A 19,118-nucleotide genomic window follows, 5' to 3' on the forward strand; every position below is an offset into this window, starting at 1 on the left:
ACTATTTTACTAAAGATTCAACTATTCCATATACCTTTTCTATTGCTTCGTCAATTTTATCTGGATTCTTTCCGCCGGCTTGTGCCATATCTGGTCTACCACCGCCCCCTCCTCCAACAATTGAAGCGACTTCCTTAATTATCTTTCCACAATGTACTCCTGAATTTAATATGTCCTTAGTTGCCATAGCCACTAAGTTAACTTTTCCACCTACATTACTAACAAGAACTACTACTCCACTACCAATCTTATTTCTCATTTTATCAGCTAAGTCTCTTAATGCATTTCCATCAACATCTGCAAGTGCATAAGCTACTACTTTTATACCACTTACATCTTTAACTGACTTTAAGATTTCATCCTCTGCACCACTGGTTAATTTACTCTTAAGTTCAGCTATTTCCTTTTCTTTTTCTTTAATCTCTAATCCTTGTGATGCTATTCTATTTAAAATATCTTTATCATTACATTTAAGAGCCTGACATGCATCATTTAATAATCTTTGCTTCTCTTCTACATATTTAATTGCATTAAATCCTGTTACAGCCTCCATTCTTCTAATACCAGCTGCAACACCTGATTCAGCAATAATTTTAAATAAACCTATTTCTCCTGAATTGGTTACATGTGTTCCACCACATAATTCTTTAGCAAAGTCTCCAACTGATACTACCCTTACCTTTTCTCCATATTTATCATCAAATAAGGCCATTGCACCGCTTTCTTTTGCTTCTTCTAAAGTCATTAAATCAGTATCAACTTCATAAACATCCATGATTTTTTCATTTACTAAAGCTTCTACTTTATCTATTTCCTCCCTTGTTAATCCTTGGAAATGAGTAAAGTCAAATCTTAATCTTTCATCATCTACATATGAACCAGCTTGATGTATATGGTCCCCTACTACTTCCTTTAATGCTTCTTGAACCATATGAGTTGCTGTATGATTCTTACAAATATTATTTCTTCTTGCTTTATCGACTTGTAAAGTAACCTTATCACCAGTCTTAACTGTTCCTTCAATCACCTTAACATAATGGATTGTCTTACCACCCACATTGTTCTTTGTATCGAAAACAACTACCTTAAAATTATCTCCAAAGATTTCTCCCTTATCTCCTGTTTGACCACCCATTTCAGCATAAAAGGGTGTCTTATCAGTTAAGATAAATCCTTTTTCTCCTGGATTTAGCACTTCTCTAAATTCTTTATCATCTGCTAATACTAATATTTCCCCTTCAACTTTTAACGTAGTATATCCTACAAACTCACTTTCTATTGATGAGTCTATCTTATTTATTGGAAGTTCATCACTTCCCATATACGATGATTCTCCCCTAGCATTTCTTGCCCTAGTTCTTTGATCATTCATTTCTTTTTCAAAGGCTTCTCTATCAACTTTTAATCCCTTCTCTTCACAGATTTCCTCTGTTAATTCGTAAGGGAATCCAAATGTATCATAAAGTTTAAATGCTTTTTCACCTTCTAAAGTATCTTTATTTGCCTTTGTAAGCTCATCAATATAACTTAAAAGAATATTCATACCTGAATCTATTGTTTCATTAAATCTTTCTTCTTCTAAGGAAATTATCTTCTTGATATATGATAAATTCTCTTTTAATTCTTCATATGATGCACCATAATTATCAACAACAGAATCAACAATTTCAGTTAAGAATAATCCCTTAATTCCAAGTAATCTTCCATGTCTAGCTGCTCTTCTTAGAAGTCTTCTTAGAACATAACCTCTTCCTTCATTACTTGGAGCAACTCCATCTGATATTAACATTGTAACACTTTTAACATGATCAGTTATTATTCTTAAAGAAATATCTTTAGTCGAATCTTCTCCATATTTTACATTTGAAAGCTCACATACCTTATTTAAAATACTTCTTACAGTGTCTATCTCAAATATGTTATTAACCCCTTGCATAATTGTTGCAATTCTCTCAAGACCCATTCCTGTATCTATATTAGGATTATCAAGCTTATTATAATTACCTTCTTCATCCTTATCAAATTGTGTAAATACAAGATTCCAGAACTCTACAACTCTATCTTCATCTGCAGCCTTTAAGAAATCATCTACATTTGTAATAACTCCTTCACCTCTATCAAAGTGAATTTCTGTACATGGGCCACATGGTCCAACACCTATTTCCCAGAAGTTATCATCCTTGCCCAATCTAAATATTCTACTTGGATCAACATCTGTCTTACTCTTCCAAATTTCAAAAGCTTCATCATCTTCAAGATATATTGTTACATATAACTTTTCTTTTGGTATTTGTAAAACTTCCGTAATGAACTCCCAAGCCCATGGAATTATTTCTTCTTTAAAATAATCCCCAAATGAGAAGTTACCTAACATTTCAAAGAATGTACCATGTCTTGATGTCTTTCCCACGTTTTCAATATCACCTGTTCTAATACACTTTTGACAAGTTGTAACTCTTTTTCTTGGTGGTTCTTGTAGTCCTGTAAAATATGGCTTAAGTGGTGCCATTCCAGCATTTATTAATAATAAACTCTTATCATTCTTTGGAACAAGAGGAAAACTCTTCATTCTTAAATGTTCTTTTCCTTCGAAGAACTTCAAAAATTCTTCTCTTAAATCGTTTGTACCTATTTGTTTCATCTAATTCTACCTCCACATTTACTTTCTTTTTTGTAAAAATATAAAAAAAGCCCTCATCCCTATATAAAAGGGACGAAAGGCTAAACTTCCGCGGTACCACCCTAATTATGCATAAATGCATCACTTAGTTGAGTATAGCTCCAAGGTAGCTTCGAAATATTTTCTAAAAAGTTTTCACCAACCACTTTCTCTCTAAATAGAAAAATTAAATCTACTAATCCTTATCATCGCTTAATATTTAATTTCACTAAAATTATATTTTAAGATATGTATTATGTCAATACCTCCTAAAATCAAAATAAATAATAATTAATATCTTCATATATAACCTTAATTACTACAGCTATAGGAATTACTAATATCATCCCTATAAATCCGCCAAATTTTTCACCTATCAATAAAAGAATTATTATTAGTAGTGGATGTATATTGGTACTATCCCCTGTTACTTTAGGTGATAATATATTCCCCTCAATCTGTTGAATTAAAAATATAGCTATACCCGTCCAGATCCCTTTTGTAGGAGAATCTAACATTGCAATAAGAATTACCGGTACTCCCCCAAGCAATGGTCCAAAGTAAGGTATAATATTAAATATACCATTAAGTAATGATAACCATAATGGAAACTTCACACCTAATAGTATTAAAATAATGAACGTCAAAACTGCAATAATAATAGATAAAACCACTTGACTAATTATATATCTACCTAATAGCTTATCTATATCCTTCACAATTTTTTTTACTATATTTCTTTTTTCTAATGGTACTATAAGATATACTTTACCACTTATCCACGAGCTATCTGCTAAGAAATAATATGTTATAACTGGTATTATTGCTAGAGATAATATGTTCTCGCTAATGGAAATAACATTATCAACTATCCCTTCAGATAAACTCATTAATAAAATTGATATCTTTTCCTTTCCTTGCTCGTATATAAACCTTACGAAAGTTGAATTTGAGATTTTGGAATTATTAGCAAATCCCTCAACATATTCATATAAATTTTCAATAGTTGGTCCTAAATTATTTAGTTCTTTAAACATATTTGGAAGCAACATAAATAAGGATATAATTGATAAAATGATAATCACTAGAATTAATACTATAGATGCTGTCCTGTCACTCAGCCGCTCTTTACCTTTTATTATATTTTTTATAGGTCGCAATATATATGCCACAAAAAAGGATATTAGTATTATATTTATTACTTCTTTAAAGGTATCCTGAAACAGATATAGTACTAGGATAATAACTACCCCTAAACAAATCAAAAACTTAATAAATATATCCTTATTCTTTTTAAGAATATTCATGATTCTTCATTTCATGAGGTATGTTTTTTACAATTATCCCTGTTTCACCAAGATAAAGTATATAATTCTCACCTAAAATTGACCTATTAATTAATATTACCTCTTTTCCTCTAATCATTTTTTCTATAATTCCTGAACTTACTATGAGCCCTTTTATTTGATAGTTCTCTTCATCTATTAATATATCTTCTACTACACCTCTTGTATTGCCAAGCTTATCTATTACTTCTAATCCCATCACCTCAGAAAGCTTTAACCCCTCACCTTCAATTAGTGACTCCACAATTATATCCTCATCAATATTAATTATAGCTTCTATGCATACATAACTTTTCTTAGATAATAGAGCATAGTTTGCAACCTTAATCCCTTTAACCTCTCCTTTATAAAAATCTATATATATATCTTTAACTATCCCTAGTTTTTTCCCCCTTGAATCATAAACTCCTTTTAAATAAAAGTCTTTACTCCTGTACATAAAAATACCTCCTAAGTAAGTTAAAAATAGTTTACCCATCATAATATTTTTTAATTCTCTTTCTACTAAAATTTTCATTTATTCTCATTTTTTATTGCTTATATTTTTTCTATAAAAATATATATTTTAAGTTTAAATGTGCTTACTTTTGTCACGAAATATATTCTCTTCACTTTTATGTACAAGTACTTCCCCCTATAAATCTTATATTATATTTATTTCATTAAAAACTCTCTTAGTTTATTATCATAATCTCTTCTTAGCCCATTATAAAAGGAACACCACTTATGATGTCCCTTTAAAACTAACAAAGTTTTTGTTCAAATATACCTTCTAGATTAAGCTTACCTATCCTCTTTTTTATATCTTTTAAATCCATAGTGTATAAACCTAATTCCTTCATTCTCTTAAAATATCCTGCACCAGCAAATGTATACCTCTCTCGTCTTCCTTCCCTAGTCTTAGACTTCTCAGTTTCATAAGAAATAATATCACCTATTGAAATTGAAGTAGGTAAAATTAGTAACGGCATACCTAATCCTAATCTAACAGCATTATGCCCCGCTAATGTCCCTGTACAAATAGCTTCAGTATGTCCTACAAAAAGTCCAGCTTTTTCACCAGCACAAAATAAATTATCTACCCCTGTTACTTTCATATCACTAGTTCTTGGTGCTACTGATAAGTACCTCATAGAATTTCCTTTACTTCCTGCATAAGGATCAACATACTTCGCATGTTCTAAGCCTGGAATCTTTCTAAGTTTTTCTAATGGATAATATGTTGTCATAAGCTTTGCATGACCAGTATCAAGAAGAACAACATTTTCCGCAAATTCTTTTAACGCATACTGCTGACACACTTTAGTATCAAGTTTTCCGTAGTTAACATCTTCTGCTGGCACTTTAAGTACAAGAACACCAACTTTATCTAAAGTTTCCCTTACCTCATCTGATAGACTTTCTTTCGCAAGCTTACATGAACCTGACATTGCCCCCAAAGCATCTTCTGCCCTCTCTCCCTGAATATCCGACACACCACATCGCTCACTCATACTAATTCTTGGTCCAAATGCTGGGCACCTTAATATACACATTGAACATCCGTTTCCATATCTTAAGCAATTACCCATAGGTCCAGTAGTTCCTGTTGTTTCAATAAATATATCCCCCTCCATGTAACTATCATCGGCTAAATATATTCCCTTTATTGAATGTCCATCAAATTCTACATCCCTAACTCTACTTTCCATATGAAGATTAATTCCTATTGATATTAAATAATCCTTAACTTCACCTTCTATCCTATTTACATCATACAAAGTTGCATGCTTGTGTCCAGGAAAATCTATATCCTTATGCCTGGAGCATTTATCAGCTATCTTAATCAAGTCTCCTCCACCTAAAGCTATTAACTCTTCCGAAGCAGTATACCTTCCATTATTCCTCATTATGCCTCCAACATTTCCAAGGCCAAGAAGCAAATCAGTTTTTTCAAAAATGTGTACTTCAGCCCCTGCCTTTCTAGCACTGATAGCTGCTGCTGAACCAGCCCATCCACCACCAACAATGATAACCTTCATATAAATCTCCTCCCCTCAAAAATACTTCTTGGATCTGACTGCAACTTACAGAACCTCTTAACTCTATGGCCTGAAAATCTTGCAGTACATGCACCACATACCCCTTCTCCACAACACATCTTAAAATTATTGCAGCAGGATAATAAAATATCACTTCTTCCTATCTCATCCAAATATTCAACAACACTATAAGTTAAAATATCAGCTCCTGCTAGATGAATAAAGCTTATGTTTTTATCTTTAATTGACTGACTAATAATAAACCTTCCTTCTTCTGAAAGTTTACCCTTATCAAGCAAGTTAGTTTCTGCAGTAGACACATCAAATTTATCTACGTATTCCTTTGAAAAATCCTCTTTAAATGGTGCTTTATCAACATAAACGTCAACCTCATTTTTATTTATCGCAAGCTTTCTTATAACAGGCATCATTGGTGCCATTCCTATTCCTCTTGCAAGAACAACACAATTGTTCTCTATCTGCTTCCCTATATTATCAAGTCCAAATACTCCATTCCAATATGGTCCTCTAATCACTATATTTTGACCATTCTTTATTTCTTTTAACCTCTTTGTCTTAACCCCTCTAACCTCAATAACAACCGTAATTATATTGTTTTCAATATCAGATTCCATTATTGATATTGGAATATCAAAGAAGTAATTTTCATCTGTTCTTATGAAAATATAGCTTCCTGGTTTAACTAGATCTAGTGCCAATTTATGAGGAGATTCAAATTTAATAATCATTAACTCTTCTTCCAAAAGTTCTGCCTTCACAACCTTACAATTATAAGTTTTTCTTCCTTCCTTTGCTCTCATACCATTGTTATAAAACTCTTGGTATACGCAAACCCCCTTCCAATTTACACAATCACAAAAGCACTCACCATGTAACTGAGAGCATATTATACATTCACCTGCCTCAGCTAACTTACAAGGACAATACTCCGTGCCACAATCAATACAGTCCATTTTCTCCTTAATCATCAAGCACTCCTTTTTAGAAAATTACTCCTTATATTATGGTATTTTCATACTTATAAAATGTTACACCCTTTATATTAACTATTTCTAATTACTCTTTATTTCTCACAATGTTTCTTTTTTTTATTAATAGTACTATAATACTAATAAACATTATTATAAGGAGAGATTACAAATGAAACTAAATAGAAATGATAGTTGCTGGTGTGGAAGCAATAAGAAATATAAAAAGTGTCATTACGAATTTGATGAGAAGATTTTATCTTATCAGCATAAAGGATGCTTGGTACCACCTAGAAGCATCATTAAAAATGAAGAACAAATTCGTGGAATTAGAGAAAGTGCTAAAATTAATACTGCAGTTCTAGATTTAGTGGCCCAAAATATAAAGGCCGGTATGACTACAGAGGAAATTGATATTATGGTACATGATTTTACAGTTTCTCAAGGCGCAATTCCTGCCCCCCTTAATTTTGAAGGGTTCCCAAAGAGCGTATGTACTTCAATAAATGATGAAGTATGTCATGGAATTCCTAGCAAAGATGTAGTTCTTGAAGAGGGGGATATCATAAATGTTGATGTATCTACAATTTACAATGGATATTACTCTGATGCCTCAAGAATGTTTATGATAGGAAATGTACATGAGGATTTACAAAAATTAGTTAAAGTATCGAAGGAATGTGTTGATAAAGGTTTAGCTGCTGCAAAACCTTGGGGATTCTTAGGGGATATAGCTGAAGCTGTTCAAACACACGCTGAAAATAATGGCTATTCTGTAGTTAGAGAATTTGGTGGTCATGGTGTAGGTATAGCATTCCATGAGGAGCCATTTGTAGCTCATGTAGGAAAAAAAGGCACTGATATGTTATTAGTGCCAGGAATGATATTTACTATTGAGCCTATGATCAATATGGGGAAAAAAGAAATTTTTATAGATTCAGATAATGATTGGACTGTACTAACTGAAGATGGGTATCCTTCTTCTCAATGGGAATATACCGTTCTAATCACAGAAGATGGTGCTGAAGTATTGACTTATTAGAAGTCATCAAAAAAGGATGTATTATTACATATTAATAATACATCCTTTTTTATTTACAACTAATATCCTGTAACTTCCTCATTATTAATAATCTTAACTATAGAACTCGTTCCAAGTCTACTTGCTCCAATTTTAATAAATTGTTCAGCAGTTTCTAAATCTCTAACTCCCCCTGCCGCTTTAATCTTTACATTTGGTCCAATATTCTTTGCGAATAGCTCTAAATCCTCTTTAGTAGCACCTGCTGTACCAAATCCTGTTGAAGTTTTAATAAAGTCTGCTCCTGCTTTTGTTACAATTTCACACATCTTAACCTTTTCATCTTCCGTTAAGAAACATGTTTCTATAATTACTTTAAGAACCTTTTCTCCACAAGCTTCTTTAATTTTTTTAATTTCTTCTTCTATAGTGTTAAATTTTTTTTCTTTAACATCTCCTAAATTGATAACCATATCTATTTCATCAGCACCATTATCTATTGCATCCTTTGTTTCAAATACCTTAGTTGCAGTTGTCATATATCCATTAGGAAAACCTATGACTGTACATAATACTAATCTATCTCCCACATATTCTTTTGCTCTTTTTATAAAAGATGGCGGTATACAAACTGAAGCTACTTTATACTTTATTCCTTCATCACAAATTCCTTTTATCTCGCTCCAAGTTGCAGTCTGAGATAATAAAGTATGATCAACTGTACCTAATATCTTTTTCTTATCCATTTCTATCTCCTTTTATATATAAGATTTAACAACAGATTAACAAATTATTTAATTATGTGCAATCCATATATTTGATATTAATTAAACTTTATACAACTTACAACTTTCAACCCCTTTCTAGATATATCAATAGATATTAAAGTTGTCTTTAGCCAATTCTTTCATATTCTTGCTTTGAAAAGCTACTGTTTCTTGAATATGATTAAAAATCTTCTCTGTTTGATTCCACCTATCGGTGCAATTCAATACAACTATAATAATATCTTTTCCATTGTAGTTAACAGATGAAACCAAACATTTTCCTGCTTGACCTGTATATCCTGTTTTTACTCCATTTGCTCCTGGAATCTTCCATAATATTTTATTTATATTATTATAATCTCTCGTAAAATTATAAATTTCTTTCCTTATCTCCTTTGTTCCTACAACTTCACGGAACATATCATACTCCATCCCCTTAGCAGTTAATATAGCTAAGTCATATGCAGATGAGTAATGTTCCTGGCTATCTAATCCATGTGGTGTCTCAAAATGTGAATCTAATAAACCTAAACTTGTTGCATAGTGATTCATTATTTCTGAAAAGCCTTCTATTGATCCTCCAATTCCCTCTGCTAAAGTTATTGCTGCATCATTACCTGATCTATACATTAAACCATATAAAAGTTCCTTAATTGCTATTTCTTCACCAACTCTATAGCCAACCTTTGATCCTCTAATTGACGCAGCATTTTTACTGACAGTTAATTTCTCTTCTAGATTACCTCTTTCTATTGTAATTAAGGCAGTTAAAATTTTAGTGGTACTAGCCATAGGAACAAGTTCATAACCATTCTGTTCAAATAATACCTCGCCAGAGCTCCTATCTAAAGCTATGGCATTTCTAGCATTAACTCTTAATTTCCCTCCTGTTGCCGCAACAGTGGGTACTACATTTATGTTGATACATAAAATAATTGTTATGCTTAATATTAATAGATTTTTAATTTTATACTTCATAAAAACCACCCTCTAATTCTCTTCGTTAAGTGTAGTTTGTCTTTTTTGTTATAAAATAAACATTAATATTAAAAAAAATATTAGTTTATTTTGGATTAAATAGGCAATAATAAAAATGTTATGCTTATGGAGGAATATTATGAAACTTTTTTTATTTATACTCTTTCTCTTACTTTTTATACCTATTCCACTTAAAATTAGTATTTACTACTCTAAAGAAAATTATTACATAAAACTATTTAATCTTAAGTTATTAAAAAAAGGTACTCATAATGAGAATGAGGACTATTTGGATAAATCATCTAATCTAAAAAAGCAAAAAAATTCTATTAAAAAAAAGAAATTTGATAAATCATTTTTCAAAACTATAACACCTAAAATCATTTTAAAAGCCTTAGATAAAAATAAATTTAAACCTCTTTTGTTTTTAAAAGGTTCCTTTAGCTATTCATTAAATGATGCTGCATATACAGCAATATTATATGGTTTATTATCTTCTTTATTTCCCTTACTTTTAAGAGTTATTCGTATATTATTCAAGACATCAAAGTTCAAACTTCCTATTAAACCCTTGTTCAAAAATGAGCTACTAGTAAAATTTGAGATGAAAAGTATAATTTTCTTTTCTTTAGTGCAAATTATATATATGATATTTTTAATATTAAAAGAAACTATAATTGAAAAGGAGGCGAAACCCTTAAAGGGTGAAATATGACAAATGAACATCCAGTAGAAACTTTAATGAAAAGTACGATGGAAAATTTAAGAGATATGGTAGATGTTAACACTGTAATAGGTGACGCAGTAGAAACAAGAGATGGAAGCTATATAATTCCTATATCAAGAGTAACTTTTGGATTTGCTTCAGGAGGTAGTGAATTTGGAGAATCAAACAATAATACCGATTCCTCTCCCCAATATCCATTTGGAGGTGGTTCTGGAGCTGGAGTTTCAGTAAAACCTGTTGCTTTCTTAGTTGTTAGAGATGATGCTGTTAGGCTTCTTCCTGTAGAACAAGATACTACATACGATAGAATTGTCGATACAGTACCTCAAGTAATTGATATGGTAAAAAATTTATTTAAGAAATCAGATAATTCATCTTGTTCCAATAGGAAAAATACAGAAAATATCATGACAGATGAATTTGATTCAACAGATTGTTCATGTCACTTAGATAAATAATAAAAAATGATATTTGGCGGTACTATCGCCAAATATCACCCTATTTTTACTCATATAAAATTATGTTCCCTAAACTTCAGTCATATTAGGTGTAAACTCATCTTCTTCATCAATTGCAAACAAATCTAAAGAAGGTAGTTCCTTTAAATCTTGTAATCCAAATTGTCTTAAAAATTCCTCTGTAGTTCCGTAAAGTATTGGTCTTCCTGGTACCTCAAGTCTTCCAACTTCCCTAATAAGCTCTTTTTCTATTAATTTCTGCAGTGCACTATCAGATTTAACCCCTCTTATTTCGTCTATATCGATTCTTGTTATAGGTTGTTTATATGCAACAATTGCCAAACTCTCTAAAGAGGCTTGAGATAAGGACTGTCTTTTATTTTTCTTTAGTAACTTCTGTACATAATCACTATGCTGGGCCTTAGTTACAAGCTGATAACCACCATTTACTAATATTAGTTTTATTCCTCGGCTCTCCGACTCATAGTCAGAAATCATTTCATTCAGTACACCCTCCAAATATTTAGGGGTTGCCTCTAAATTTATTGCTAATTCTCTAAGTGTTAATGGTTCACCACTTACAAAAAGCATCCCCTCTATTACAGCCTTTTGAACTCCTTTTTTTGATATCTCCTCAAATTCAAATTGACCTGTTTCAAACTTATTCATCCTCTTCCCTCCTCTCAATCATTATATCTCCAAAACTTGAATTTTGATAAACCTTCACCACTCTTTGTTTTATCATTTCTAATAATGCCAAGAAGGTTACAACGCACTCAATTTTACATTCACATTCTGTCATTAGCTCTGAGAATTCTGTTACTCTCTTCTCTTTTATTTTTTCTACTAAATATTTATATTTATCCTCTATTCTATACTTGTCCACATATATTTTTTTCTGAATTACATTAGACTTATTTTGCTTATTCATATATACTTCTAATAAATTATTGTAAATATGATATAAGTCTAATAGGGTAACATTCTTTAATAATTCTTCATTATCTAATGGAGTCTTAATTTCCTCAATAACTTCAGGTTTCTTAGTGAAGATGTTTCCAGAATTAATATATCTTTCCCTAAAAAAGTTAGTTGACTCCTTTATCTTTTTATAAATAATAAGTTTCTCAAGTAATTTCTTTTCAATATCTTCTTCGTCTTCCTCATCTTCCTTTTTGTTCTTAGGAAGTAATGTCTTTGACTTTATCTCTATAAGGGTTGCTGCAACTACAATAAACTCGGATGTTATTTCTAAGTCCATTTCCTTCATCTTATCTAAATAGTTTAAATATTGGTTTGTTACCTTATATATCTCTACATTATAAATATCCATTTTATTTTTTCTTATTAAATGTAATAGTAAGTCAAAGGGACCTTCAAAATCCGCCACCCTAATATTAGGTAATTCCATTAATTATCACACCTCTACCCTTTAATAGTTACATTTTCACATACCATACTATAATAACAAGTTTATAAGCTTAAAACAAGCCTTATCCAAACCTAAGTTCTCACTTTAGCTTAAGATATGTATAATATAAAGAAGCCCACTTCTATATACAGTGGACTTCTTTAATATGCTTAACTCCTATTAAGGATATCTATAATATTTTAGTTAAATATATTCTTTATATTATACTTAATACTATCAAATAATCCGCCCTTTTCAATATCTCTATCTGAGTAAATTTCAACTTCTCCTACCTTTTCTTCACCTAGGTAAACTTCACACTTACCTACTATATCTCCAGCCTTATATTCTTTTCTTAAATCATCCATTACTAACTTTTTAACCAATTCACCATTTGTTCCTTTAAGTAATACTATTTCAAGATCCTCCTTAGCTTTAGCCATAAAGAACCTATCAGTTTGTTTACCCATAAATATTTGTTCTACATCCTCATCCTTTGATAATAATTTCTTACCTTCATATTTTGAGAATCCCATGTTCATTAATATTCCTGCATCTCTATTTCTAATCTTATAAGTTGGTGCCCCCATAATAACAGTTAGCATTCTAACACCGTTTCTCTTTGCTGTAGCTGATATACAATACTTAGCTTCATTTGTAAAGCCTGTTTTTAGTCCATCGCACCCTTCAAAGAAACGAACTAACTTATTATGGTTGACTAACTCTATTGGTGATTTTCTTCCTTCTGAGATTGTCTCCATATAAATCCCTGAATACTTTAAAATAGTTGGGTGTTTTAATAATTCTTGAGACATTATTGCTATATCCCTTGCTGTTGATAAATGTCCATCGGCTGGTAGTCCATTGCAATTTTTGAAAGTTGTATTCTTCATGCCAAGTTCCTGTGCCCTCTTATTCATAAGATTAACAAAGTCTGGTTCAGTACCTCCAATATATTCTGCAATTGCTACTGCCGCATCATTACCAGATGCTATTGCCACACCTTTTATTAATTCTTCTAATGTTCTAACTTCTCCTGTATCTAGTAACATTGTACTTCCACCCATTTTTTTTGCATTTTCACTACATGTAACCTTATCTTCTAGCTTTGCTTTTCCACTATCAACAGCTTCCATTGCTAAAAGCATTGTCATTACTTTAGTTACAGATGCTGGAGCAAACTTTTCATCCACATTCTTTTCGTAAATTATCTTTCCTGATATTGGTTCCATTAGTAAAGCTGATTTGGCTTCAATATTATTTGCACTTCCTTGCTCTTCACCTGCATATACTGTTACTCCAAATGGTAGTAGTAAAAAAGTACATATAAATAATAATGTTAAAGATAGGATTTTTCTATATTTTGTATTCATTTATCTGCCTCCCTTCAAATATTATTATTTCCACTTAATAAAAAATTATCACATCTTGTCGATTTTATATAAAATTCCTTTGATTATTAACTTAGACCTTTTATGTGCATATTAAACTATAAAGTTTATCATAAAAAATCCGCTGTATAGACAGCGGATTTAATATTATTAAAATTAAATTATTCACTTTTTCAATTGTTTTTAACTTCTTAATTTAGATAATTTTTACTTAACAACATCATATATCAATGGAATTTCTTCTTCATAGCTTTCTGAAATTATTATTTGTTTAATTATTTTACTACAAGCTATTTCTCCTTTAGCTTTATCATTTGCATACACTTCTGCTAAAACTTCACCTGTTTCAACTTTTTCGCCTCTTTTTTTAGATAACACAATACCAACTGATAAATCAATAGTACTTTCCTTAGTAGCTCTTCCTGCTCCAAGCTCCATAGCTATTATTCCTAATGACTCTGCATGTATTTTAGATATTACACCTGACTTTTCAGCTTTAACTTTAATTATATACTTAGCCTTAGGAAACAATTCTGTATTATCAATATATTCCGAATTTCCACCCTGAGCATCAACAAACTCCTTAAGTTTTTCTAGAGCCTTGCCATTCTTTATATTTTCTAATAATAAACTCTTTCCTTCATCAAAGTTACTAACCTTCTTTGCTAAGATTAACATATAACTTCCAAGCGTTAATGCTAAATCTAGTAGATCTTTTGGCCCCTGTCCTTTCAATGTGTTTATGGCTTCAATAATCTCTAGGGAATTTCCTATAGCATATCCTAAAGGCTGATCCATATCCGAAATAACAGCAATAGTATTTCTTCCAACACTATTACCTATACTAACCATTTCTTCTGCTAAGGCTTTTGCATCCTTCGGTGTTTTCATAAATGCACCTTCTCCTACTTTTACATCCAGTACTATTCCATCTGCCCCAGAAGCAATTTTCTTACTCATTATACTTGATGCAATTAGTGACATGTTATCAACTGTAGTAGTTACATCTCTTAATGCATATATTTTTTTATCAGCAGGAGCTAAATTACCTGTTTGGGATACTAAAGCTATTCCTATTTTATTTACATTCTCAATAAACTCATCTTCTGATAATTCTACTGAAAATCCTTTAAATGCCTCAAGCTTATCAATGGTTCCACCAGTATGCCCAAGTCCTCTTCCAGACATCTTAGCTACTGGAACTCCACAAGCAGCAACCATTGGTGCAAGTAAAATTGTTGTCGTATCACCAACTCCACCAGTGGAATGTTTATCTACCTTTATGCCATTAATTTTATCTAATTTTAATTTTTCTCCAGAGTTAACCATAGACATTGTAAGATCAGCTGTCTCTCTCTTATTCATTTTATTAAAGAAAATTGCCATTAAAAGTGCTGATGCCTGGTAATCTGGAATCTCACCTTTAGTAAACCCCTGTACGAAATAGTCTATTTCCTCAGTAGTAAGCTCATAGCCATTTCTCTTCTTTAAAATAACATCGTACATCCTCATAACAATTCCTCCTATGCCTTGAGAATTTGATTAATAAATTCTTCGCCTTTTAAGTCATTCTTTATCTCCAAGTATTCTAAAATGCTCTTTCCGATATCAGCAAAGGAATCCCTTGTTCCTATTTCTACGCCACACTTGATTTTCTTTCCGTACACAAGTATTGGAATGTATTCCCTAGAGTGATCTGTACTTTCTGTTGTTGGATCACATCCATGGTCTGCTGTAATAATTAAAATATCCTCATCTCTAAGCTTCGAATATATTTCTTTAAGTCTGTTATCAAATTCTTCTATAGCTCTACCATATCCCTCTGGATCATTTCTATGACCATATAACATGTCAAAATCGACTAAATTAGTAAATATAATCCCCTCATCAATTGAATCCATATACTCTAAGGTTTTATCAACTCCATCCATATTATTTTTTATATGAACAGCATCAGTTACTCCTTTTTTATTATATATATCTTCAATCTTACCAACTGCAGCAACTTTTAATCCATTTTCTTTAATATATTCTAACATGGTTTTATCAAATGGATCTAATGCATAATCCCTTCTATTAGATGTCCTTGTAAAACTCCCTATATCACCTTGAAAAGGTCTTGCAATAACTCTACCTACTATATTATCTCCAACTAGCATTTTCCTCGCTTCCTCGCACATTCTATAAAGCTCATCAATGCTTATAACCTCTTCATGTGCTGCGATTTGGAAAACACTATCTGCAGATGTATATATTATTGGATATCCAGTTTCAACATGCTCTTTGCCTAACTCTTTAATTATTTCTGTTCCTGATGCCACCTTATTACCAAGAATACCTTTTACTCCAGTCCTTCTTTTAAACTCTTCAAGTATATCCTCTGAAAAACCATTTGGATAAGTGTTCAATGGTTTATCCAAAATTACTCCACCTATTTCCCAATGGCCTGTAACAGTGTCTTTTCCTATAGATTTTTCTGCTGATTTACCATAGGCACCTATTACTACTTCTTCATTTCCTAACTCATTTACACCATCTATATTTCCAAAACCTAATTTTTTTAAATTGGGGATTTTTAACCCCCCACAAGCTTTGTAAATATGATCTAGTGTATGACTTCCTTTATCACCATAATCACCAGCATCAGGCATCTCTCCAACACCTAAACTATCTAAAACAATAAGTACTACTCTCTTCATATGTAAATACTCCTTTCATCACATCTATATCTTTTGTAAAAAAATTTTTTTTATTATGCTCTTGGGTGTGAATTTCTATATATTAAATTTATTTTATCACTATTTATTATTTCATAATAGGTATCCATGTAGGTTAAAACTTGATTTCCAAGTAATTTTTGCACAGCTCTAACATTAGCACCATTTTGAAGCATATGAACTGCAAATGAATGTCTAAAAGTATTTAAATTAACATCCTTATCAATTCCTGCCTTATGGGAATATTCTTTTACTATTCTCCAAATACCTTGTCTAGTTAATTTATGTCCATTTAGATTAACAAAAAGCGTATCTACTCCAGTTTCAGCAACTTGATCTCTTATGGCAAGATATTCTTCTATAGCTCTACAGGCACTTCTTCCTATAGGAATTAATCTTTCATAATGCTTATTATCAGTACATTTTACAAAGGATAAGTCTAAATTAATATCACATACATCCAATGATATAAGTTCTGAAACCTTCATACCAGTTGCATACATTAACTCTAATAAAGCATTATCCCTTACGCCTTTAGGCCCGTCCTTATCTATAGATCTAATTATTTTATCTACTTCATCTATAGTTAAAATTTGTGGTAACTTCTTTGTATTTCTACTACTTTTATATGTTATCTTAGGTACATCATTTACTAAAGATTTACTCTTTAAATACCCATAAAAACTCCTAAGACTTATAACTATTCTATTAATAGAACGCTCAGATTTTCCTTGGTTTAAGAGATGCTGTATATATGCCATAATCGCAACATTATCAGAGCTATATAAGTTCATTTGCTTTTTATCTAGGAACTTAGTATACAGATTAACATCAGTTACATATGCATAAACTGTGTTCTCACTTTTGTCATTTTGTAACAAATAATTCTTATAATTATTTAGAATTTCAATCATTGCTCTCTCCTACACCATTATTTATATTATATATTCGACAAATTTGCTCTTTTCCCTTCTTCTATTTATCTTAGGTTCCCTCACTTTTTAAATATAAAACTTTGTAACCACAAATTTAATTAGATTAGGACATAAATATGTTTCGATAATAATTCCTACAACAAATATTCCCACTAAAACTAAGAGATAATTCCCTATAGCTCTTCTATTAAATGTTGTAGGCAAAGACCTGCTAGAAAATTTCTCCTTAAATTTATTTGTTGAAAGTGCTAAGGATAATACGCTTAGTGCAATAAAGCATGGTACATATATTAGATTTTGAGGAATTGTTGAAACTAATGCTAGTCCAATACCTTTTCCCTCGAAAGTTGTAAGTAAGAATGCAAATGTGTATCCTAAACTAAAACCTTTTACTAAATCTAATATTAGTATTATAGGAGATCCAAAGAAGGTAAAACCTAATAGAAAAATCGGAACTATTATGAAAATATTCTTTTTTATAATGTCAAATAACAATGTTCCATAGTCTATAGGCCTGTCTCCTACTCCATTTACAAAAGTCGTAAAATAACTTGCAAGATCCTTTTTATCTGCTTCGTTCATATACTTTACCGTATAAACTCCTATAACAATTCCTACACAAAATAATAATAGAACAAACAAATAGTAAAGCTTATTTTCCCTAAAAGTTTCATTAATTTTTTCTATTATACTATTCATCTCTTACTCCTCCTAAAGTTACTCTACAATATACTATGATAATTCTATTTACTTTATGCATAAGACTTAACCTAAAATATGTAAATATAAAAAGAAACTAGACAGTTTAATTACTATCTAGCTTTATATATTAATTTAAATGTACATAATAGATGATATTGTTTTAGCATCTATTATCTTGCCCTCTTTAATCATATTCTTAATATCTTTAATTTTATATGGTATGGCTTCAATAAATTCATCCTCATCTCCACCTTTAATACCTTCATAAAGGTCCCTTGCTTCATAAATATGGATTTGTTCATCAGTAAATCCAGCACCTGTAGCTATTGTTCCAAGATATTTCATTTGTCTTGCTTTGTACCCTGTTTCTTCTTCTAGCTCCCTGTGTGCACATATAATATGCTCTTCACCACATTCAATCTTGCCTGCTGGTATTTCTAATAATGTTCTATTTAATGCTACTCTAAATTGCTCAACTATTAAAATAGTTTCTTCATCTAAAAATGCTAAAATCGCTACAGCTCCAGGATGACGTACTATATCTCTATTACTTTTATTCCCATCAGGTAATTCTACATTTAATTTTTCAACTACTAAAAAGTCCCCCTTAAAAACTTCCCTTTTCTCTAATATCTTCTCTGTAAAATCCATTTTACCTCCTACTATATAAACTAATATTTAGTTTATATAATTTAAAATTTTTTATAATAATATAAATTCAATTATGTAAGTTTTTTTGCACCTTGTAAATACTTAAATTTTATACATATAAAAACTATCTAAACGTATTTTTTAATCTCATCTTATCTTCTATACTTGTAAAAAATTTTGAATTAGTTGATTATTTTTCCAACATACAAGTTCATAAATCCTGTAAATTAACTACCTCATACTCTACAGTTTAACCTATTTCTTAACCCACTCTAACAGTTGTGCCTCTACAAAAAAATATTTATTTGGTACAATAATATAATAGCCCATTAAAAAGTCAAATGA

The 19,118-nt window shown here is 30.9% G+C and carries 18 protein-coding genes and 1 other annotated feature; of the genes, 3 read left to right on the plus strand and 15 right to left on the minus strand.

What is annotated here, in order from left to right:
* Position 1: 1 nt before the first annotated feature.
* From alaS to ACSYT2_RS08805, 5 genes are all read right to left on the minus strand, one after another.
* The gene (gene alaS / locus ACSYT2_RS08785) at positions 2 to 2,641 is read right to left on the minus strand and encodes an alanine--tRNA ligase (RefSeq protein ID WP_438384541.1); all 2,640 of its coding nucleotides are present in this window, start codon (positions 2,639 to 2,641) and stop codon (positions 2 to 4) included.
* A gap of 65 nt (positions 2,642 to 2,706) precedes the next feature.
* Positions 2,707 to 2,878 (minus strand) — a binding site (T-box leader).
* Between the two features lie 56 nt (positions 2,879 to 2,934).
* Complete coding sequence (locus ACSYT2_RS08790) at positions 2,935 to 3,966, minus strand: AI-2E family transporter (protein ID WP_430854854.1); 1,032 nt, start codon at positions 3,964 to 3,966, stop codon at positions 2,935 to 2,937.
* Entirely contained in the window at positions 3,953 to 4,444 is a 492-nt protein-coding gene (locus ACSYT2_RS08795; RefSeq protein WP_430854855.1) for a PRC-barrel domain-containing protein, read from the minus strand. The genes ACSYT2_RS08790 and ACSYT2_RS08795 overlap by 14 nt, the downstream gene beginning before the upstream one ends.
* Positions 4,445 to 4,748: 304 nt before the next feature.
* Entirely contained in the window at positions 4,749 to 6,026 is a 1,278-nt protein-coding gene (locus ACSYT2_RS08800; protein WP_430854856.1) for an FAD-dependent oxidoreductase, read from the minus strand.
* Positions 6,023 to 7,015, minus strand: coding sequence for a sulfide/dihydroorotate dehydrogenase-like FAD/NAD-binding protein (locus ACSYT2_RS08805; protein ID WP_430854857.1), 993 nt, complete (start codon positions 7,013 to 7,015; stop codon positions 6,023 to 6,025). The genes ACSYT2_RS08800 and ACSYT2_RS08805 overlap by 4 nt, the downstream gene beginning before the upstream one ends.
* A gap of 172 nt (positions 7,016 to 7,187) precedes the next feature.
* On the opposite strand from ACSYT2_RS08805, the gene ACSYT2_RS08810 reads away from it, so the two are divergent.
* Complete coding sequence (locus tag ACSYT2_RS08810; protein ID WP_430854858.1) at positions 7,188 to 8,057, plus strand: methionyl aminopeptidase; 870 nt, start codon at positions 7,188 to 7,190, stop codon at positions 8,055 to 8,057.
* A gap of 59 nt (positions 8,058 to 8,116) precedes the next feature.
* On the opposite strand, the gene deoC is transcribed toward ACSYT2_RS08810, so the two are convergent.
* A complete protein-coding gene (deoC, locus tag ACSYT2_RS08815) occupies positions 8,117 to 8,782 on the minus strand; it encodes a deoxyribose-phosphate aldolase (RefSeq protein ID WP_430854859.1) in 666 nt (221 codons plus the stop codon).
* 126 nt (positions 8,783 to 8,908) lie between these two features.
* Complete coding sequence (locus ACSYT2_RS08820) at positions 8,909 to 9,781, minus strand: D-alanyl-D-alanine carboxypeptidase family protein (protein ID WP_430854860.1); 873 nt, start codon at positions 9,779 to 9,781, stop codon at positions 8,909 to 8,911.
* 139 nt (positions 9,782 to 9,920) lie between these two features.
* Between ACSYT2_RS08820 and ACSYT2_RS08825 the strand changes: the two genes are divergently transcribed.
* Positions 9,921 to 10,496 carry a DUF2953 domain-containing protein gene (locus ACSYT2_RS08825; RefSeq protein ID WP_430854861.1) on the plus strand — a complete coding sequence of 192 codons (576 nt, stop codon included), beginning with the start codon at positions 9,921 to 9,923 and terminating at the stop codon, positions 10,494 to 10,496.
* A complete protein-coding gene (gene ytfJ, locus ACSYT2_RS08830) occupies positions 10,493 to 10,966 on the plus strand; it encodes a GerW family sporulation protein (protein WP_430854862.1) in 474 nt (157 codons plus the stop codon). Before ACSYT2_RS08825 ends, ytfJ begins: the two co-directional genes overlap by 4 nt.
* A gap of 69 nt (positions 10,967 to 11,035) precedes the next feature.
* Here the strand turns inward: ytfJ and scpB are convergent, their stop codons facing one another.
* The 8 genes from scpB to ACSYT2_RS08870 form a co-directional block, all read right to left on the minus strand.
* Entirely contained in the window at positions 11,036 to 11,635 is a 600-nt protein-coding gene (scpB, locus tag ACSYT2_RS08835) for an SMC-Scp complex subunit ScpB (protein ID WP_438384542.1), read from the minus strand.
* The gene (locus tag ACSYT2_RS08840) at positions 11,628 to 12,377 is read right to left on the minus strand and encodes a segregation/condensation protein A (RefSeq protein WP_430854864.1); all 750 of its coding nucleotides are present in this window, start codon (positions 12,375 to 12,377) and stop codon (positions 11,628 to 11,630) included. The genes scpB and ACSYT2_RS08840 overlap by 8 nt, the downstream gene beginning before the upstream one ends.
* 200 nt (positions 12,378 to 12,577) lie before the next feature.
* Positions 12,578 to 13,750: a D-alanyl-D-alanine carboxypeptidase family protein gene (locus tag ACSYT2_RS08845; protein WP_430854865.1), complete on the minus strand. Its 1,173-nt coding sequence runs from the start codon at positions 13,748 to 13,750 to the stop codon at positions 12,578 to 12,580.
* A 225-nt stretch (positions 13,751 to 13,975) separates the two neighbouring features.
* Entirely contained in the window at positions 13,976 to 15,280 is a 1,305-nt protein-coding gene (locus ACSYT2_RS08850) for a pyrimidine-nucleoside phosphorylase (RefSeq protein ID WP_430854866.1), read from the minus strand.
* Between the two features lie 11 nt (positions 15,281 to 15,291).
* Positions 15,292 to 16,467: a phosphopentomutase gene (locus tag ACSYT2_RS08855; protein WP_430854867.1), complete on the minus strand. Its 1,176-nt coding sequence runs from the start codon at positions 16,465 to 16,467 to the stop codon at positions 15,292 to 15,294.
* A 53-nt stretch (positions 16,468 to 16,520) separates the two neighbouring features.
* A complete protein-coding gene (locus ACSYT2_RS08860; RefSeq protein WP_430854868.1) occupies positions 16,521 to 17,399 on the minus strand; it encodes a tyrosine-type recombinase/integrase in 879 nt (292 codons plus the stop codon).
* An 87-nt stretch (positions 17,400 to 17,486) separates the two neighbouring features.
* Positions 17,487 to 18,119 (minus strand): stage II sporulation protein M, encoded by a 633-nt coding sequence (gene spoIIM, locus ACSYT2_RS08865; protein ID WP_430854869.1) that lies wholly within the window; start codon positions 18,117 to 18,119, stop codon positions 17,487 to 17,489.
* A gap of 135 nt (positions 18,120 to 18,254) precedes the next feature.
* A complete protein-coding gene (locus ACSYT2_RS08870) occupies positions 18,255 to 18,773 on the minus strand; it encodes an NUDIX domain-containing protein (RefSeq protein ID WP_430854870.1) in 519 nt (172 codons plus the stop codon).
* Between the last annotated feature and the right edge of the window lie 345 nt (positions 18,774 to 19,118).

Origin of the sequence: Clostridium zhoujianii, assembly GCF_051590805.1 — a bacterium.
Lineage (GTDB): Bacteria > Bacillota > Clostridia > Clostridiales > Clostridiaceae > Clostridium.

Excerpts from the sequence above, each read along its gene's own strand:
- spoIIM (WP_430854869.1), bottom strand. The coding sequence starts at position 18,119 with ATGAATAGTATAATAGAAAAAATTAATGAAACTTTTAGGGAAAATAAG.
- ACSYT2_RS08790 (WP_430854854.1), bottom strand. The coding sequence starts at position 3,966 with ATGAATATTCTTAAAAAGAATAAGGATATATTTATTAAGTTTTTGATT.
- ACSYT2_RS08820 (WP_430854860.1), bottom strand. The coding sequence starts at position 9,781 with ATGAAGTATAAAATTAAAAATCTATTAATATTAAGCATAACAATTATT.
- ACSYT2_RS08870 (WP_430854870.1), bottom strand. The coding sequence starts at position 18,773 with ATGGATTTTACAGAGAAGATATTAGAGAAAAGGGAAGTTTTTAAGGGG.
- deoC (WP_430854859.1), bottom strand. The coding sequence starts at position 8,782 with ATGGATAAGAAAAAGATATTAGGTACAGTTGATCATACTTTATTATCT.
- ACSYT2_RS08795 (WP_430854855.1), bottom strand. The coding sequence starts at position 4,444 with ATGTACAGGAGTAAAGACTTTTATTTAAAAGGAGTTTATGATTCAAGG.
- ACSYT2_RS08860 (WP_430854868.1), bottom strand. The coding sequence starts at position 17,399 with ATGATTGAAATTCTAAATAATTATAAGAATTATTTGTTACAAAATGAC.
- ACSYT2_RS08825 (WP_430854861.1), top strand. The coding sequence starts at position 9,921 with ATGAAACTTTTTTTATTTATACTCTTTCTCTTACTTTTTATACCTATT.
- scpB (WP_438384542.1), bottom strand. The coding sequence starts at position 11,635 with ATGAATAAGTTTGAAACAGGTCAATTTGAATTTGAGGAGATATCAAAA.
- ACSYT2_RS08810 (WP_430854858.1), top strand. The coding sequence starts at position 7,188 with ATGAAACTAAATAGAAATGATAGTTGCTGGTGTGGAAGCAATAAGAAA.
- ACSYT2_RS08805 (WP_430854857.1), bottom strand. The coding sequence starts at position 7,015 with ATGATTAAGGAGAAAATGGACTGTATTGATTGTGGCACGGAGTATTGT.
- alaS (WP_438384541.1), bottom strand. The coding sequence starts at position 2,641 with ATGAAACAAATAGGTACAAACGATTTAAGAGAAGAATTTTTGAAGTTC.
- ACSYT2_RS08850 (WP_430854866.1), bottom strand. The coding sequence starts at position 15,280 with ATGAGGATGTACGATGTTATTTTAAAGAAGAGAAATGGCTATGAGCTT.
- ACSYT2_RS08840 (WP_430854864.1), bottom strand. The coding sequence starts at position 12,377 with ATGGAATTACCTAATATTAGGGTGGCGGATTTTGAAGGTCCCTTTGAC.
- ytfJ (WP_430854862.1), top strand. The coding sequence starts at position 10,493 with ATGACAAATGAACATCCAGTAGAAACTTTAATGAAAAGTACGATGGAA.
- ACSYT2_RS08800 (WP_430854856.1), bottom strand. The coding sequence starts at position 6,026 with ATGAAGGTTATCATTGTTGGTGGTGGATGGGCTGGTTCAGCAGCAGCT.
- ACSYT2_RS08855 (WP_430854867.1), bottom strand. The coding sequence starts at position 16,467 with ATGAAGAGAGTAGTACTTATTGTTTTAGATAGTTTAGGTGTTGGAGAG.
- ACSYT2_RS08845 (WP_430854865.1), bottom strand. The coding sequence starts at position 13,750 with ATGAATACAAAATATAGAAAAATCCTATCTTTAACATTATTATTTATA.